14 protein-coding genes and 1 pseudogene are annotated in these 17,747 nt (G+C 63.9%); 6 read left to right on the top strand and 9 right to left on the bottom strand.

The features are described 5' to 3' along the window. Positions 1-36 precede the first annotated feature (36 nt). Positions 37-1,146, bottom strand: a complete 1,110-nt coding sequence (locus OC550_RS16520; protein ID WP_262107005.1) for a nitronate monooxygenase family protein — start codon at positions 1,144-1,146, stop codon at positions 37-39. A gap of 202 nt (positions 1,147-1,348) precedes the next feature. Further along, positions 1,349-2,179, bottom strand: a complete 831-nt coding sequence (locus OC550_RS16515) for a LysR family transcriptional regulator (protein WP_262107004.1) — start codon at positions 2,177-2,179, stop codon at positions 1,349-1,351. 92 nt (positions 2,180-2,271) lie between these two features. On the opposite strand from OC550_RS16515, the gene OC550_RS16510 reads away from it, so the two are divergent. Then, complete coding sequence (locus OC550_RS16510) at positions 2,272-3,477, top strand: YbfB/YjiJ family MFS transporter (protein WP_262107003.1); 1,206 nt, start codon at positions 2,272-2,274, stop codon at positions 3,475-3,477. A gap of 351 nt (positions 3,478-3,828) precedes the next feature. Here the strand turns inward: OC550_RS16510 and OC550_RS16505 are convergent, their stop codons facing one another. Next, on the bottom strand, positions 3,829-4,572 hold the full coding sequence (locus tag OC550_RS16505; protein WP_262107002.1) for an NADPH-dependent F420 reductase: 744 nt from the start codon (positions 4,570-4,572) through the stop codon (positions 3,829-3,831). A 499-nt stretch (positions 4,573-5,071) separates the two neighbouring features. On the opposite strand from OC550_RS16505, the gene OC550_RS16500 reads away from it, so the two are divergent. Continuing rightward, the gene (locus OC550_RS16500) at positions 5,072-6,478 is read left to right on the top strand and encodes a DHA2 family efflux MFS transporter permease subunit (protein ID WP_262107001.1); all 1,407 of its coding nucleotides are present in this window, start codon (positions 5,072-5,074) and stop codon (positions 6,476-6,478) included. A gap of 130 nt (positions 6,479-6,608) precedes the next feature. On the opposite strand, the gene OC550_RS16495 is transcribed toward OC550_RS16500, so the two are convergent. Continuing rightward, positions 6,609-7,001, bottom strand: coding sequence for a MerR family transcriptional regulator (locus tag OC550_RS16495; RefSeq protein ID WP_262107000.1), 393 nt, complete (start codon positions 6,999-7,001; stop codon positions 6,609-6,611). Positions 7,002-7,181: 180 nt separating this feature from the next. On the opposite strand from OC550_RS16495, the gene OC550_RS16490 reads away from it, so the two are divergent. From OC550_RS16490 to OC550_RS16485, 3 genes and pseudogenes are all read left to right on the top strand, one after another. After that, entirely contained in the window at positions 7,182-8,516 is a 1,335-nt protein-coding gene (locus tag OC550_RS16490) for an NtaA/DmoA family FMN-dependent monooxygenase (RefSeq protein WP_262106999.1), read from the top strand. Between the two features lie 129 nt (positions 8,517-8,645). Beyond that, positions 8,646-9,139: pseudogene (locus OC550_RS22395) on the top strand (flavin reductase family protein). A gap of 250 nt (positions 9,140-9,389) precedes the next feature. Continuing rightward, the gene (locus OC550_RS16485; RefSeq protein WP_262106998.1) at positions 9,390-9,845 is read left to right on the top strand and encodes a recombinase family protein; all 456 of its coding nucleotides are present in this window, start codon (positions 9,390-9,392) and stop codon (positions 9,843-9,845) included. Between the two features lie 548 nt (positions 9,846-10,393). Here OC550_RS16485 and OC550_RS16480 read toward each other — a convergent pair. From OC550_RS16480 to OC550_RS16465, 4 genes are all read right to left on the bottom strand, one after another. Then, the gene (locus OC550_RS16480) at positions 10,394-11,548 is read right to left on the bottom strand and encodes a tartrate dehydrogenase (RefSeq protein WP_262106997.1); all 1,155 of its coding nucleotides are present in this window, start codon (positions 11,546-11,548) and stop codon (positions 10,394-10,396) included. A 34-nt stretch (positions 11,549-11,582) separates the two neighbouring features. Then, the gene (locus tag OC550_RS16475; protein ID WP_262106996.1) at positions 11,583-12,527 is read right to left on the bottom strand and encodes a phosphoglycerate dehydrogenase; all 945 of its coding nucleotides are present in this window, start codon (positions 12,525-12,527) and stop codon (positions 11,583-11,585) included. A gap of 110 nt (positions 12,528-12,637) precedes the next feature. Then, a complete protein-coding gene (locus OC550_RS16470) occupies positions 12,638-14,020 on the bottom strand; it encodes a cation:dicarboxylase symporter family transporter (RefSeq protein ID WP_262106995.1) in 1,383 nt (460 codons plus the stop codon). Between the two features lie 92 nt (positions 14,021-14,112). Then, entirely contained in the window at positions 14,113-15,279 is a 1,167-nt protein-coding gene (locus tag OC550_RS16465) for a mandelate racemase/muconate lactonizing enzyme family protein (protein ID WP_262106994.1), read from the bottom strand. A 129-nt stretch (positions 15,280-15,408) separates the two neighbouring features. On the opposite strand from OC550_RS16465, the gene OC550_RS16460 reads away from it, so the two are divergent. Then, on the top strand, positions 15,409-16,152 hold the full coding sequence (locus OC550_RS16460) for a GntR family transcriptional regulator (protein ID WP_262106993.1): 744 nt from the start codon (positions 15,409-15,411) through the stop codon (positions 16,150-16,152). A gap of 358 nt (positions 16,153-16,510) precedes the next feature. Here the strand turns inward: OC550_RS16460 and OC550_RS16455 are convergent, their stop codons facing one another. Beyond that, complete coding sequence (locus OC550_RS16455; protein WP_262106992.1) at positions 16,511-17,161, bottom strand: hypothetical protein; 651 nt, start codon at positions 17,159-17,161, stop codon at positions 16,511-16,513. Between the last annotated feature and the right edge of the window lie 586 nt (positions 17,162-17,747).

The following is a 17,747-nucleotide window of genomic DNA, read 5'->3' as shown; positions in this document are numbered from 1 at the left end:
TTTCCTTGGCAGTTGGAGCAAGCGTGTTGAGGCCGGCTAGCGCGCTCCGGCCAGGCGTCGGAGGATGTCGGCGGCCGGTTCTTCGGTGGCGTCACGGTATCCGGTGCCGGCCCAGATGTTGATCGTTTCGGGGTCCCCTGCGGCGGCGGCGGCTTTGCGGATGGGACTGGTCAAGTGGTGAAGGGCGGGGTATCCGCCGGGGGCCAGCGGGTGGAACCGGTCGGTGAAGCGGTTGCGCAACGCGCGGGCGGGACGGCCGGAGAACGCAGTGGTGACAACGGTCTCGGTGCGGTCCTCGTCGGCCAGAGCCTCCTTGTATGGTGTCGAGGCGCCGCTCTCGGGGCTGCGAAGGAGGACGCTGCCGACGACGACGGCTTCGGCGCCGTGGCTAAGGGCGTCGCGGACGGCGTCCGGGGTTGAGACCCCGCCGGCTGCCCAAAGCGGCAGCTCGACCTTTGAACGCACCCGGGTCAGGAGATCGGTCAGGGGGATCTGGGCGACAGGGGTGGCCGGGGTCAGGGTTCCGGAGTGTCCGCCGGCCTTATACGACTGGACTACGAGTCCGTCGACGCCGAGGGCCGCGGCTTGTTCGGCTTCACCGGGGCTGGTTACGGTTTGGATCACCAGTGAGCCGGCTTTCTGCAGGCGGCGCACAGCCTCGGCGGGAGGCAGCCCGAACGTGAAGCTGACGACAGGGACAGGATCGTCGACCAACATGTCGACCTTGTCCTCCCAGTCATCGTCGTCTTCGAGGGCTTCGACGTCCTGGAGGTTGATGTCGTAGGTGGCGGCCAGTTCTCGGAGGGCTTGGGCGTATTCGGTGAAGGCGTCGGTGTCGATCGGTACGGGGTTCGGCGCGAACAGGTTGACGCCGAACAGGTTGACACCGAAAGCGGCAACGCCGGCGCGCACCTCGGTTATCTGCCCGGCGAGTTGATCCGGTTTCTTGTATCCGCCTGCCAGGAACCCGAGCCCTCCGGCCTCTGCGGCTGCCAGGACCAGCGCCGGGGAGCTGGGACCTCCTGCCATGGGTGCGGCGACCAAGGGGATGCTTGCCCCGAGCTCCGCCAAGAGGCCGGTTGCAGGCAACAGTCCGCCGGTGCGGGCACCGGAATCCTTGTGATCGGAGGATGAGTGATCGGCCATGAGCGTAAGTCCCTCTGCTTCGGCGGGTTGACATGTGGTGGAGGCCGGGGTGCACGGGAAGCGGGATCTACCCCCAGGGAGTCACCTCGCCGGCCTGTCCACGATCTTTCTTCCATGCTAGGGACCGGCCGAAGCGCCGGGGAAATGCCGTTGCCGCATCATCCATGCGTGCCGCGCATGGATGGAAGCCGTTCGCGGTGGCTTATTCCTGCTGGGTTGCGTGAAGGAAGTCGCGGCGGACGGATCGGGGCACGTGCGGGGCCATGACAAGGCGCACGATGACAGGCGGGGCGTCTTTCAGCGGTACGAAGTGCAGCTCCGGGTGGGTGTGTCTGGCGCCGATCTCGGGGATGACGCCGACTCCTGCACCGGAGGCGACGGATTCGAGCCACTCGTCGTAGCTGCTGGTTTCCAGGACGGTCAGAGTTGCCTCCGGCCACAGCGAGGGCTGCGTTGTGCCGTTGGCGGTATTGATGACCAGCGGCCACCGGGGAACCTCATCCCAAGCCACTGACTGCCTGTCGGCCAGGGGTGAGTGGCGGGAGCAGACGAGTACCCGGGGTTCTTCGAACAGATCCACGCCGTCAAGATCCCACCCCGGCTGTCCGGAGCGCACGACCACTGCTTCGACTTCTCCCCGCCTCAACGCTGCCGGCGGGTGATCACACCGTACGAAGATAACCTTCATGCCGCTGGCTTCCGTGAAACGTGCGGCTGTCTGCTGGGCCCAGGGCGAGGGCAGGAGCCATGTGAATCCGAGACGGAACACCGTGTTGCCCCGCACTGCCTGTACCGCGCGGTCAAGATCGCTGAGAAGCCTCCTGGCACGGTTGTAGAACTCCCGTCCCGGCTCCGTCAGCTCGAAGGTTCGCGAGGTCCGCGCTACGAGCTTCACCCCCAGCGTCGCTTCCAGCTGCTGGATGGTGCGTGTCAGCGCCGGCTGGGTCAAATGCAGGACGGACGCCGCGTAGGTGAAGGATTCCTCATCGGCGACCGCGACAAACGCGCGCAGGTGCCGCACTTCCACATCCATGATTCCTAAGCATAGATCGTGCGCAGAAGGCATTGTACTGGTCCCGTGCCGGGCTCCTAACCTGAGGGCGACCAGCAGCACGAAAGGAACCAGTGAAACCCTCCCGCATCATCCGGCGAACCCACCGCATCGTCCTGCCGGCCGCGGCGGCGATGGCGATGGCGATGGGCATCGGCCGTTTCTGCTTCACCCCGATCCTGCCGATGATGCAGGAACAGGCCGGGCTCTCACCGGCCGAAGGCGCCCAACTGGCCACCGGCAACTATGCCGGGTACCTGATCGGCGCCGTGCTGGCCCTGGCGTGCCCCGCAGCCGCCTCCACCTCCGCCCTCTACCGCACATGGATTACCGTCCAGGTGGCGAGCCTGGCCGCGATGCCGCTCACCACCGCCGTGCCGGTCTGGGCCGCCGCGCGGCTCTTGTCCGGCATCTCCAGCGCCCTGGTTTTCATTGCGATAGCCGGGTCCATTGCTGCCTGCCTGAGCAACCGTCCCCAGCACATCGCAGGGTGGGTATACGGCGGTATCGGGGGAGGGATCGCACTGTCGGGGGCGCTCGTACTCTCGGTCGAAAGCCTCGAAAACTGGGCCGCCACCTGGTGGTTCTGTGCGGGCGCTGCCAGCGTCCTTGGCGCCCTGGCATGGACCCTGCACCTGGGAACATCCAGCACCGAGCCTCAGCAGGGCCGGCATCCCGTTCGGCCAGAAAGCCAGGCGACGCCCCGACGGACGGGCTTCGCTGCGCTCGTGCTCAGTTACTTCCTCGAAGGGCTCGGATACATTATCGCCGGCACCTTCCTTGTTGCCTTGATCCGGGAAACCTCACCGGCGTGGCTGGGCAGCAGCGTCTGGATCCTCGTCGGGCTGGCAGCCTTGCCGTCCTCCGTCCTCTACGGGCGCTTCACACAGTCCTATCCGACCGCTTCGATCATGCGTCTGGCCCTGCTCCTCCAAGCCGCCGGCATGGTCCTGCCGGCCGTCGCTCCCGGTGCCTGGTCAGCCATCACTGCCGGTCTGATATTCGGAGGAACCTTTCAAGGCATCACTACGCTGGCCGTCGCTGCCGGGTCGCAGCTGCAGGTTCCCCGTTCCGCCGCGACGCTGACAATTGCCTTCAGCGCCGGGCAACTACTCGGCCCCGTGGCCGCCGCTCCCTTCCTCAGCCACGGATACGCTGCTGCCCTCGGATGCGGAGCAGCGACCGTTGCTCTGGCGGCAATTCCTACCCTGCTCATCCGCTACAAGCAATCCCACAACCGGATGAATCGAGCTCCGCACCCATCGACGGCAGGCAAATGACGCATCCAAAACCGAGCCGGACTCGGTGACGCGGGGGAACACCAGGACTACGACGAGACAGGGGTGAAGCGACCTCGTAGCCTTTTCAGCCGCCTCCACCCGGTCTGCCCGCCGGGACACCTAAGAGGATAGGCAAGGCCGGAAACATATATCCTCGGGGCTAATTGGGCAGCCGGGCGATGAATTATTTTTTGGGAAGTTGGCCTGTCTCCGTGGCGCCGTCCGCTTCGCTTCGACTTTGCCTTGTCCGCCGGCCGCTGCGGTGATGATCGCGACCTTATTATCCAGACGTCCCATGGCGCTCTCCTTCGTGATGCGCGCCCCTTGGTCGTGGTGCGGGCGAGCTGCCTCCTACCTGTATATGGCCCGATTGAGTGCCACAAGGTCGGCTACGGTCAACAAATCCCCGGCCTCCACTCGTTCGCCGATGGCTGCCATGGCTTTGTCCCGGCGTTCTGGAAGCACGTCCTTTTCGGCTACGGCCAAGGCAGCAGGCATTTCCTGGAGTCTAAGTTCGGTGCAGTATGCGGGGGCGCCGGGCTGTTGACGCCAGGAATCGGCGAGTGTGCCCGCGTCGACGGCATCGAACCCGGTGTCCTCCACCAGTGTCATCGCGGTTTCCCTGTCCGCGTCACGGTCAGCCGCGACAGGGATGGCCAAGCGGGTTGGGTCTCCTGCCGGAGCGCCTTTGGCTTCAAAGGTTCCCGACAGGATAGCGTTCCACGCTTTCGCCACCGGACGACCGAGCTGCTCGGTGATCCACAGGCTTTCGACCTGTCCATCCTCGAGTGCCTGCACGTGCCTGTCTCTCGCCGGGTAGTAGTTCGACGTGTCGATGACGACCGCGTCTGTGGGAAGGTTCGCGACGAGGGGCTTGACCGCCGGCATTCCGTTTAGGGGGATCGAGGTGATGAGGACCTCTACGTCCTGCACAACATCGGAGGCGTTGACCGCAGTTGCTCCTGTCGTGAGGATGTCGGCCTCGATCGTTTCCGGTCCGCGCGAGTTGGCGACCTTCACCTCATGCCCTGCTGCGGCGAGCTTGCGTGCCAGCGTCGAACCGATTGACCCTGCGCCGAGAATGCCGATCTTCATGAAAGTCCTTCCGTGGATTGAGTGAGCACCTCAAGTGTCAAACCTTCCAACAGTGTCAAGGTCAAGCGGGGACAGCAGAGAAGATACGGGCACCCTCCCGGGCAGTGCAGTCGGTCACATTGGCCACGTGAATTTGACCTTCTCACTAATGAGAAGGTTGCACGATGATCCGGTGAGTTCCTCATTCCTGCCCGCCCTGCTCGAGCATGCTGACGCGTGGGCGGATATATGCCCGTATTCGCGCATCGCACGCGACTCACGGGAATCCCTTCCATCGGGTCGAGCGCACCATGGCTGCTCGCCTTCGGTTCGGGCCTACGTTTACGCCGGAACCGCGTGGCCGACTGCGCTTGCGCAGCCGTTCAGGTGATTCCCGGCTTCGAGACCATTCCACAATCAGGAGAGCCCCATGTCGGTACCTAGCCCAAACGAGTCCGTTTTAGAAACCGCTCCCCAAGGGGCAGTTGATGACACCCAGGCAGTCCGGTCCGATGACCGGATGGCACCGGGCAGTGCGATGGTTATCGGGCTGCTGATGGTCTCGACCTTCGTTGTCCTGCTGAACGAGATGATGTTGGGCGTGGCCCTGCCGACGTTGATCACCGACCTGGGCATCACTCCCACGACCGGTCAGTGGCTGACGACCGGATACCTGCTGACGCTGGCGGTCCTGATTCCGGCCACCGGGTTCGTGATGCGCAGGTTCCATACCCGTGCGATCTTCCTGGGTTCCATGTCACTGTTCCTGATCGGCACGGTTATCGCTGTCGCCGCTCCGGGTTTCGCTGTGCTCTTTGCCGGTCGGATCATCCAGGCGGTGGGCACCGCGGTGTTCGTGCCTCTGCTCATCACGACCACTATGCGCCTGGTTCCCGTCTCGCGTCGCGGGCGGATGATGGCCCTCGTCACGGCGGTTCCCGCCATCGCGCCGGCCGTCGGCCCTGCGGTCTCCGGGCTGATACTGTCCCAGCTGAACTGGCGGTGGTTGTTCATCCTTATGCTGCCAATCATTGTCGCGACACTGACCCTTGGTGCCGCGAAGCTGCGGAACGTCACCGTGCCCGAGCGAGTAACCCTGGACGTGCTTTCCTTACTGCTGTCCGTCGTCGGTTTCGGTGGCCTGGTCTTCGGATTGGCATCCATCGGCGAATCAGTCTCAGGTCACGCACCTGTCGCCCCGTACATTCCGATCCTCATCGGACTGATCGGTGTCAGCGCGTTCGTTTACCGTCAGGTCCGGTTGCAGAAGTACCGGGACGCGTTCCTCGACATGCGGATCTTCAAGACGCGGTCCTACGTCCTGCCGACGATCGTGATGACGTTCGTCGCGATGAACGGTTTCGGCGTGGTCCTCGTCCTACCGCTCATCCTGACTGCCGTCCTCGGACTGAACAGCCTGCAGATGGGCCTGTTCCTCTTCCCCGGCGGAGCGATGATCGCCCTCGTGTCCGCGCTGGGCGGACGCATCTACGACAAGGTGGGGCCCAAGCCGCTGGCGATTCCCGGGTCGATCATTTGGGCAGCTTCCATCTGGTCCCTCACCACCATCGACGAGAACACCAGCGTATGGCTGGTTCTGGCCACATACCTGGTGATGACCGGAACCCAGGCGCTGATGTGGGCTCCCATGACCACATCAGCCCTCGGCTCACTGCCCACCGAGCTGTACTCCCACGGCACTGCTGCCTTCTCAACTGTTCAGCAACTCGCCGGTGCCGCCGGCGGGGCGATTCTTATCTCCGCCTTCACCATCGGAGCGAACGCATCCCATGCCGGCGCGCTCGACCTCGCTCAGAGCATCGACGCCGGACGGGCCGCATTCACCGTCGCCGCGGTCCTCGCCCTCGGAGCAATCCTCGGCACGCTCTTTGTCAGCAAAGCCCGCACCGCAACCGACGAATCCTGAACAGAGACTCCACATCAAGGCCACCGAGACGACATCACGGGCATAAGGTCACCGGGTGAACGGAAGCCGGAAGCATCAGCGTGAAGCTTCCGGCCCCCTTGGTTTCGGGCTGCCCGAGACCCTGATGAGGCTAGCCAGCCTGCGCCGCCTGGCGTGGAGAGACAGCGGCACGGTCAATCGCCTCGATGTACCGGGTGATCGAGTCACGGTTGTGGATGAGGAACTCAATCTTTTCCGTCATACGGTCCCGCTCCTGAGTCAGAAGATCCCGCAACCCGGGCTCCGCGTTCCTCACAACGATGGTCTGCGGCTGATCCAAGCAGGGCAGGATGTCGGAAATGATTCGTGTGGGAATCCCGGAGTCCACCAGTCCCCGGATCTTCCGCACCCGATCGACAAGATAGTCATCATAGGTGCGGTACCCGTTAGCGAGACGACGGGGTGAGATGAGGCCCTGTTCCTCGTAATACCGCAGCATTCGGGCAGGAACCCCCGTCTTCTTCGCAAGCTCTCCGATACGCACAAGCCCTCCAAGCTACTCATTGTCCAGCGCGATTTGACCTTCACACTAATGGCAACGTTGAGACTGGACAAGCCGGAACATCCCCTCACGACACATCCCCAGCGACGTGGTCTTGTTCCCACAGCACCCTGACCACCACCACCACAAACACCACGAGAGAAAGCTGTACTAGGAAAACCAATGACCAAGCCGCACATGATTCTGGGTATGCATCTGGGCAACGGATACGGATCACAGGGATCCGCCTGGCGCGCCCCTGGCGTCGACCCCGCCAACTACACCAGCTTCGATGCGCAGGTACGCTACGCCCAGGCAGCTGAACGCGGGAAATTCGCTTTCCTGTTCCTTCCGGACTTCCCCGGCCTGCAGTCCGGTGGGGATCACGAGGCCCCCCAGGTCACCCTCGAACCCATGATGACCCTCGCGGCGATCGCCCGCGCCACGAAGCGCATCGGCCTCGTCGCCACCGGCTCTACAACCTTCAACGAACCCTTCAACCTCGCCCGCCAGTTCAAAGCCCTCGACGTGATGAGCCACGGCCGCGCCGGCTGGAACGCCGTGACAACCAGCGATCCTGCCGCTGCCGCGAACTTCGGACAAACCGTCGCACCCCGGCCGCAGCGTTACCAACGCGCGCACGAGACCATCCAGATCACCCAAGCCCTCTGGGGCAGCTGGCAGCAGGACGCATGGATCAAGGACCAGAAGACCGCGCGCTTCTCAGACGCCGACAAGATCCAACCCATCAACCTGCAAGGGGAGCACGTCGCCTCCCGCGGGCCGCTACCCATCCCACCGTCCGAGCAGGGCCAGCCCGTCATCTTCTCCGCCGGCGGGGGCGAAAACGGACTCGAACTCGCCGGACGGTACGCCAACGGTGTCATCGCCGCCGTGTTCACCATCGAGGACGCCCGCAAGCAGCGCCAGGCATACCGTGAAGCAGCCCGACGTGCAGGGCGCAACCCGGACGAAATCAAGTACTTCGCCGGAGTCATGCCAGCCATCGGCAAGACCAAACGCGACGCCCTGGACCGGCGCGTCGGCCTCGGCGAGCTCACAGCAGCATCCCGCGTCCCCTACCTAGGCTCGATGCTGAACCTTCAGCTGGACGCCAGCCAGCTCGATGAGCCCCTCACACCCGCGCAGATCAGCGCAGCACAACCCAGCCCTTTCGATCCCCGCTCCGCGCGCGCCCTGGAAGTCGCCCGCGAAGGATGGACCATCCGCGACATCCTCGCACACGGCGTCATCGACTATCACCCCACCCCCGTCGGCGACGCGTCGGACACTGCGGACCACATGCAGGAATGGTTCGAAGCCGACGCCTGCGACGGATTCTGGGTCTCCATCGACGTCAACGAAGACGGTATCGACACCTTCGTCGACGAGGTCGTCCCGATCCTGCAGGAACGCGGCATTTACCACCAGGATTACCAAGGCACCACACTGCGCGACCACCTCGGCGCCCCCGCCCAGTACGGGCTCGACCCCCGACTCGCGAACCTCAACGAATGATATCCGTTCAAGTCCGCCTCAACCCTGCCGCTGTCGACCAACAAGGCCGCAACGGCGTGACGACACCCACCAGTAACCACACCAACCAGAGGACTGACCCAGAGATCGGCCAGAGCGGCAAGGTCGGCATTGACCACGAGTTCTTCCGTAAGACTGTCGGCCGGTTATGCCTCGGGTATCACGATCATAACCAGCCACGACAGCCAAGACCCGATCGGATTCACCTGCCAGTCGTTCTACAGCGTTTCGGTCGAAACCGCCCCTGGTGTCCTTCAGCGTTATGAAGACCAGCACCACCTACCCGCGGATCCGCGAGACCGGACGTTCGTGGTGAACGTCCTCTCCAAAGCGCAGGAAGTGACGTCCAGCCAGTTTGCCCGCCCGGCGCAGACAAGTGGGCCGGGATCTCATGGAAGCCGACCAGCGACGGCAACCCGGTCCTCGACGGAAGCGTGGCCTGGCTCGAATGCAGGATCCAGGCCGAACATGACGCAGGCGACCACATCATCGTCATCGGACACGTCGTCCAACTGGGAACAACCCATGACGAGCGGCTCAACCCACTCCTCTACTTCGAAGGCCAGTACAGGGCCCTAGACCCAGCCCCAGCGGCCAGACGCTAAACCAGCGAGGATGTCCGTTCGCGAGAACGATGCGGATTACTCGTCTCAGAAGAGGACCGTTGAGACGGCAGGCGGTCCCGAGTCGTCGTCGTTCAGAATGAGGCAAAGTGGCGGTTTCCCGAAAACTAGCTCGTCTCATCAATATGTCTCACAGCTGTTAGTCTCGGAATCGAGAAATGCAACCTTTGATAGGACCCGGGTGGTTGTGGCAAGCATTGGATATGCCAGGGTCAGCACTGTGGAACAAAACGTGGACCTTCAACATGCCGCGCTAAGGAACGCGGGCTGTACAAGGATCTTTACGGACCACGGGGTGAGCGGCACCCGGGCGGAACGTCCTGAGCTGGACAAGATGCTCGAGCACCTGCGAGACGGTGACGAAGTAGTTGTCTGGAAGCTTGACCGGCTGGGCCGCAACACACGAAGTCTGCTGGCGCTCATCGATGACCTCGAGGGGCGGGGCGCGCACTTTCGTTCACTGACCGAGGGCATCACGACCACGGGTGCGATGGGCAAGGCCATGCTTACGGTCATGTCCGCGTTCTCTCAGCTCGAACGTGACCAGTTGGTCGAGCGGACCACGGCAGGAATGGCTGCAGCTGAGGCCAATGGGCGAAAGGCAGGACGGCGGGAAGTCACCATGGGGGATTGGAAGGTGAAGCGCGCCCACGAGCTGAGGCTCAGGGTCTCAAGCCCTCGGACATAGGCAAGATCATTGGCGCCAGCCGTGCCACCGTCTACCGGTACCTGGGACTGGGTGCAGACTGACGGAACAGGAAAGGGTGAGGTCTTCGTCCCCTGGAGCTGCAGTGCCCGGAACGTCAGTTAGAAGTCCCCGACGACCGGGTGGTGGAAGGGCTTTGGCTGTGACAGGTTTGGACGGACCGGTAGACGGCTATATCTGGCCCCACTTCGTGACTCGCCAGGCACCTGTGCCGGTTCGGTGGAGGCGGACGTTTTGCGCGGTCCACATGGTCCGGAAGTCCTCGCTCCTCATGGTGTGCTGCGTCAGGGGTCTCCATTCTTACTCAGGGGTGGTCGTGCCTTGACGCTCAGAGGCGATGCTCATGCGGTAGCAGAGAGCCCGTCTCTGGTGTTTCGCTCCGCGCACCTCGATCCGGTGCCAGATTCGTACATGGTGCAGGCTGCTCGGGAGTCGTTTCGGATGCAGGGCGCTGTGCCGTCTGCCGTGGCATCCGCGACCGTTCCGGTGGGGAGGGCCCTGGGGTTCCGGCGAATCTGGACGTTCTCTGATCAGCCGGCGTCAGCGGATGTGCTGCCGGAGCATGACCGGCCGTCCGTGGTCAGGCTCTTGCCGGTTGTGCGTGCGAGTGGTGCGGTTAGGGCTGAGGCCACTGCTTTGCCCAGATCTTCGGTAGTGGCGTTGCCGCCCATGTCAGGGGTGAGTGCTTGGGGTCCACGGGCTAGCACGGTCTCCATGGCGGTGGTGATGGCGGCCGCGGCTTCGGGTTCTCCGAGGTGCTCGAGCATCATGGCCGCGCACCAGATCTGGCCGATGGGGTTGGCGATGCCTTTGCCGGCGATGTCCGGGGCGGAGCCGTGGACGGGTTCGAAGAGGCTGGGAAACTTGCGTTCCGGGTTGATGTTGCCGCTGGGAGCGATGCCGATGGTTCCGGTGCAGGCCGGTCCGAGGTCGGAGAGGATGTCTCCGAAGAGGTTGCTGGCCACGACAACGTCGAACCAGTCGGGGTGCATGACGAAGTTAGCCGTCAGGATGTCGATGTGGTACTTGTCGACGTTGACGTCGGGGTAGCCGGTGGCGGTGGCTACGACGCGTTCGTCCCAGTAGGGCATGGTGATGGAGATGCCGTTGCTCTTGGTGGCAGAGGTCAGGTGCTTCTTGGGCCGGCTCCGGGCGAGATCGAAGGCGTATTTGAGGATGCGGTCGACACCCTGGCGGGTCATTACGGTTTCCTGAACGACGGTTTCGCGGTCCGTGCCTTCGAAGATTTTTCCGCCGATGCTGGAGTATTCGCCTTCGGTGTTTTCCCGTACGACGTAGAAGTCGACGTCGCCGGGCCGCCGGCCGGCGAGGGGGCTGGGCACGCCAGGCAGGAGTTTGACCGGGCGCAGGCTGACGTACTGGTCGAAGTGGCGGCGGAATTGCAGCAGGCTGCCCCAGAGCGAGATGTGGTCGGGGACAACATCGGGCCATCCGACAGCGCCGAAAAAGATGGCGTCGAACTGCTGCAGTTGGTCCTGCCAGCCGTCGGGGAGCATCTTGCCGTGCCGGGTGTAGTAGTCGGCTGAAGCGAAGTCGAAGTGCTCGTATTTGAGGTTCAGGTCAAAGGCTGCGGCTGCGGCGTCGAGGACGCGCAGTCCTTCGGGCACGACTTCGGTGCCGATTCCGTCGCCGGGGATGACTGCAATGCTGTGGGCGTTTGACATCAGAATTGTTCCGTTTCTTTGGTGGTCGATTTGGTTATCGGTCAACCGGGTGGGCGGGTTCGCGGTTTTCGAGGACGTCGATGACCGCTTGGGCGGCGGCCAGCCCTGCGCGGGCCCGTGCTTCGGCTGTTTGGCCGGCAAGGTGGGAGGTGATGAGCAGGTTGTCCAGGCGACGGAGCGGGCTGTCTTCTGTCAGCGGTTCGTTTTCGAGCACGTCGAGGGCGGCTCCGGCGATGGTGCCGGTTCGGAGTGCCTGGGCCAGGGCGTGTTCGTCCACGAGTGACCCGCGTGCGGTGTTGATTAGGACGGCGGTGGGCTTCATGGCCTGCAGCCGGGAGGCATCGATAAGCGGTGCCGCGGTTCTGTCGGCGCGTCCGTGGAGGGAGATGTAGTCGGAGTCGGCGAAGACGGTGTCGAGGTCGGCGAAGCGGATTGAGGGATCCTCGGGGTCGGGGTGGGAGGTGCTGACGATGACGGTCATCCCGAGCGCGAGTCCGATTCGGGCCGTGGCGCGGCCGCTGGGGCCGTAGCCGATGATGCCCAGGGTCGAACCGCGCAGTTCGTGGCCTGCTTCGCGTGGCCACTGGCCTTGCCGGACGGCGGCGGTGACTTCGGCGAGGCGGCGGGCGCTCATGATGATCAGGCCGATGGTCAGTTCGGCGACGGAGTGGTGGTTGGTGCCCGGGGCGTTGCAGACGCGGATACCGCTGTCGGAGGCGGCAGGAACGTCGATGGAGTCGTAACCGACGCCGCTGCGGGCCAATACCTTGAGGGTGTGCGCTTCGGCGAGCATGTCCGCTGTCACGGGTTCGCTGGCCAGGATCGCTCCGTCGAAGCCGGTGAACAGGGTTTTCCGGTCCGCTGGCTCCCGTGGGCCCGTGTAGGGCGAGTAGACGGTTTCGTGGCCGTGCCGGCGGAGGAGCTGGTCGACGTCGTCTCCGGGGGCGAGGTAGTCGGTGGTGATCAGGATGCGTGCCACGGTGGGAGGCGTCCTCTCTGGTTCGCTTGAAGGGTTACGGGGAAACGTAGCGCAGCTGCGCCCCGCGGTGCGTGTGCCGGGGGCGCAGCTGTCTGTGGGCGGGTGGGCGGTCAGACCTTGTCTTCGACGAGTTCGCGGTGGCCGGCCGGTGACTGTTCCAGTTCCAGTTCAGGTTCCGTGGTCTTTGCGGGTCGGGCAGACAGGGCTGCTTTGGCCTGCTCGGGGTCGTAGTCTTTTTCCCATTTGCCGACGACCACCGCGGCCATGACGTTGCCGAGGACGTTGATGAAGACGCGTCCTTCGTTTAGGAGCCGGTCGATGCCGACGATGAGGGCGAGGGCGGCCAGCGGGATGTGCCCGACGGAGCTGAGCGTGCTGGCCAGGACGATGAACGCGCCACCGGCGATACCGGCGGTGCCTTTGCTGGTGAGCATCATGACACCGACCATGACCAGCTGCTGTTCCCAGGAGAGGTCCATGCCGACGGCCTGTGCCAGGAAGACTGAGGCCATGGTCAGGTAGACGGCTGATCCGTCCAGGTTGAAGGAGAAGCCGGAGGGGATGACGATGCCGACGGTGGACTTGCCGACGCCCATGGCTTCGAGCTTCTTGATCAGCTGCGGGAGGACTGCTTCGCTGGAGCAGGTGCTTAGGGCGATGAGGAGTTCGGCCTTGTAGTAGCGCATGAGGGTGAAGATGTTCAGTCCGCAGGCACGCGCGATGCTGCCCAGGATGACCAGGACGTACACGATGCAGGTTGCGGTGAACAGCAGCACGAGGATGCCGAGTTGCTGCAGGCTCTGGGTGCCGTAGTTGGCGACGACGGCTGCCAGTGCGCCGAACGTGCCGATCGGGGCCAGGCGCATGACCCATCCGACGATCTTGAAGATGACCGTGGATAGGGCCTGGATGCCGCGGGTAAGGAATGCGCCGGATTCGCCGGAGACGTTCATGGCTGCGCCGAACACGATGGATACCATGAGCGCGGCGATGATGGTGTGGCCGGTCAGGGCCCCGAACAGCGATTCGGGGATGATGTTGTTGACGAACTCGATGCCGTTGAAGCTTTGGTTGGCCGTTTCCGGCACGCTGCTCGCGTCCAGCTTGGAAGGATCGATGTTCATTCCGGCGCCGGGCCGGAAGACGTTGGCGGCGACGAGTCCGATCAGCATTGAAACCAGTGACAGGACGATGAAGTAGCCCAGAGCCTTGACGCCGATGCGGCCGGCTTTGCGTAGGCTGTCCATTGATGCGATGCCCAGCGAAACGACGCAGAACACCACGGGGATGACGATCATTTTCACCAGGGCGATGAACCAGTCGCTGAGAGGTGTGAGCTGCTTGCCGACGGAGGGCAGGAGGAAGCCGACGGCGATGCCCAGGACGGCGCCCAGGACGACCTGGAACCAGAGTTCGCTGAGCAGGCGGCGGAAGCGGGAGCGCTGCTTGGGCGGGGATGAGTGGTGCTGGCCTTTAATGGAGTGGGACGACATCTAGGGTGCTCCTTCGCACGTCAGACTGAGGGAGGAAGAGAGGTGCGGTCCCGGGCAGCGGTGCTGCCCGGGACCGGGCACCATCGAGTGGTTTACTCGTGCAGCCCGCGCAGGACCTTGTAGAACTCGGCCTTGCCTTCGAGGCCGATACCGGGCAGGTCGCCGGGGGCTACCCGGCTGTTGACCACGACGGCGTCGTCGGTGAAGCCGCCGGTGGGCTGGAATTCGCCCGGGTAGGATTCGTTGCCGCCGAGCTTGAGGGCGGCAGCGATGTGAAGCGAGAACTGGTGCCCGCCGTGCGGGATGCAGCGGCGCGAGGACCAGCCGTGCTGGGCCAGGACATCTTGGAAGCGCTTGTACTCAACCAGACCGTAGCTCAGCGCAGGGTCGACCTGGATGAAGTCGCGGTCCGGGCGCATGCCGCCGTACCGGATGAGGTTGCGTGCATCCTGCATCGAGAACAGGTTTTCGCCAGTGGCAATCGGGTGCTTGTAGTGCTCGGCAACGGTCGCGTTGAGGGCATAGTCGAGCGGGTCGCCGATTTCCTCGTACCAGAACAGGTTGTACTTCTCCATGGCCTTGCCGTATTCCAGCGCGGTCTCAAGGTCGAACTTGCCGTTGACGTCGACGGCCAGGCGGGAACCGTCACCGTCCAGGACCTCGATCACGGCTTCGATGCGGCGGAGGTCTTCGGCCAGGTCTGCGCCGCCGATCTTCATCTTGACCACGTTGTATCCCTGGTCCAGGAATCCGCGCATCTCGTTCTGCAGGTCTTCAAGCGTTTTGCCGGGCGCGTAGTAGCCGCCGGCGGCGTAGACGAAGACGTCCTTGTCCGGGTTGCCGTCGCCGTAGTGGTCCGAAATCCAGCGGTAGAGCGGAACGCCGGCGATCTTCGCGGCAAGGTCATGCAGGGCCATGTCGGCGACGCCGACGGCGACGGAACGTTCGCCGTGTCCACCGGGCTTTTCGTTGGACATCATGATGTCCCACGCCTTTTCGGGGGAGAGCTGTCCGTCCTCGTCCAAAAGGTCCTCGGAGGGGGCATCGAGCAGGCGGGGCAGGATGCGGTCCTGCAGGATGCCCGTGGCGTTGTAGCGGCCGTTCGAGTTGAACCCGTAGCCGACCAGGGGCTTGCCGTCGACGAAAACGTCGCTGACAAGGGCGATGATCGTGCAGTCCATCTTGGTGAAATCAATGAACGCGTTCCGGATCGAGGAGCTGATGGGAATGGTGCCAACGTGGGCGGAAACGATTTTCATCGGGGAATCTCTCCTAAGGCGAATATCTTATTTCTTATAAGATGCTGATCAGGCTAGCCGATCAGTGATCCAGCGCACAACCCTTTTCGCTGAATATCTTATAAGATGTTCGCAGAGACTATACTGAGCGTGACCGGAACCACAACCCCGGAGCAGAGAGTGCGGAGCCTGATGAACACCCCGAACGTCTTTTCCAGCAAGGGCGCCCTGGCGTACAGCGAACTTCGCCAGCTGATTCTCTCCGGCGGTCTGGCCCCCGGCTCGCGCATCTCGCAGTACGACCTTGCCGAGAACATGCAGATGAGCATCACCCCTCTGCGTGAAGCTATCCGCCGGCTGGCCAGCGAGGGCCTGATCGTCATGGACACGCACCGTGACTCGCGCGTGGCTGACATCAGCGCTTTGGAGGCCCGCGAGCTGCTGGAGGTCCGCCTCTCCCTCGAGCCGTCAGCGACGGAACTGGCGGCCTACCGCCGGTCCGAGGCTGACATCAAGGCCATGCGGGCCGCAGCCGAGAAGCTGCTGCCGGTCACCCGGGTCTGGGGTGAGGAGGCCATCACGGCTCATCGGGAATTCCACCGCGCCGTCTACACCGCCTCCCATAACACCACCTTGATCAAGCTCCTCGACGACCTGTGGGACAAGTCCGACCGTTACCGCCGTCTTGGCCTGGAACTGCCCTCCGGTGACGAGCCCCGGACCATCGACCTGAACCAGCACCACCAGATCCTTGAACTTGTCGTTGCCGGCGATGGCACCGGCGCGGCCGAGCTAGCACGAACCCACATCGCCAACAGCCTCACGGCCTCGGTGACCGGCGCACTGGAGGAGCGCGAGAACGTTCAGCCGGGAACCCTCGAGAAGACCGCCTAGTCCACTGAATCCGCAATGGCCGACCGCTGCGGGCCGGCCATTGTCCGCCCCGGCCAATTCAGCCAGACCTAAGAGACTTCGACCTTAAAGCCAACGGTGGATTGAGGACTCGCAACAGGGAAGGCGTGGTGTTGCCCGCTGCGTGCCAACGCAACCATGGTGTCGTCAGCCGGCGAGGGAGCGGTCCGAGACGTGTCCCTGCTCGAAAACATCTGGGGGCGAATGCAAAAACATCTGCTCCTCGACAGTGAATCGCTTTAGCTCTGTACCATGCCTGTAAACTCCGAGCTTGAGAAGGGAAGGTCTTGTTGCCTTCGGCAACGAATGCCACTAACCCCCTTCCGCCACCGGTCCCGCCTCAGCGGCGGGCGGGGAGGATCGTCGTCGTGACGGCCACGGCCTGCGGCGTGCGGGGGACGGAACTGAAGCCGAAGTGCACGGGCGGATCCACCGGCGCGAGGGGCCCGAGGCCGGCCCGGTCCCAGCTCGCCGCGGCGCGCTCGACGCCACGGATGGAGCGCACGCCATAGTACTCCCGACGTCCGCCTCCGGCGGAGCCGGCGGTGGCTACCCCCGGGAGCAGGATCCCCGCGGCGCGGTTCACGGCCGTCAGCCACGCCGGGTGGACGGCGATCCGGGCGGGGACCAGTTGCAGCATCCGGCCCAGCGCTGTCACGGGGCCCAGATTGGCGCGCAGCTCCAGCGGGCCGCCGGAAACGCGGAGGACCAGTGCGGCGGTCCCAGGTTCGTTCCCCGGTTCCGTGCTCCGTTCCCCGGCGGGGCTCAGGCTGGCGTCCAGCGGCGCCACCACCACCTCATCGAAGCGGTAGGTCGCGGACACGTAGTCGGCGACCGCCCGGTTGGGGGCCAGCAGCGTCCGCAGCCCGTCGCGGTCCTCGGTCATGACGTCGGTGAAGGCGCCGAGCGGTGAGTCCATCCAGTGCCCGACCAGCAGCCGGCGACCCGCGCTGGTGCCCAGACCCGCGATGAACCCTCTAAAGCGTTCCATCCGGCTACCGTACGGCTTCGGCCGGTCCCGCCGCCCGCCGTTGCGTGAAATCGACGTCGCCGCTGTCGAAAGGACCACCTTGGCCAAGCTGTATTTCCGCTACGGCGCCATGAACTCTGGGAAGTCCACCGGCCCGCTGTAGGCATCGTTCAACTACGAGGACCGAGACCACTCGAGGGCTCCTACTTCGAATATCGGGCTCAGGCACAGGTACACGGCGTCCTTGACGCCCGGACCACCTCTCAGCCCCGAATGGCCATCCTCGTTGCCGGCGATTGTCGATTTTTCCCTTCCATCTGAACCCGTCAATCACTGATAACCGTAAATATGTCGAGGTGCCGTGAGAATCACTGCTGAGGCCAAACCGCTGGCGAAGGCCGGCCAACGGAAGTTCGCGTCCTGTCAGAGTGAACTCTAAGATTGCGAGTCGCAGAACGTCAGAAATTGGGAAATGGGACTCTATTCTGACGGGCCTTCGACCACTCACCTGACGTCAGGTTGAGGTGTACTTCAAGCTGGCGCTCCAGCTCATATTCCTTGCCGCAAGCCTGTGTTGCGCTTTGGCCCCCCCGGATTCTGTTGGTCG

This window comes from Arthrobacter sp. Marseille-P9274 (genome assembly GCF_946892675.1).
GTDB lineage: Bacteria > Actinomycetota > Actinomycetes > Actinomycetales > Micrococcaceae > Crystallibacter.
Note: the sequence above shows the minus strand (reverse complement) of the source record. Positions and strands in the feature narration are given on the sequence as shown.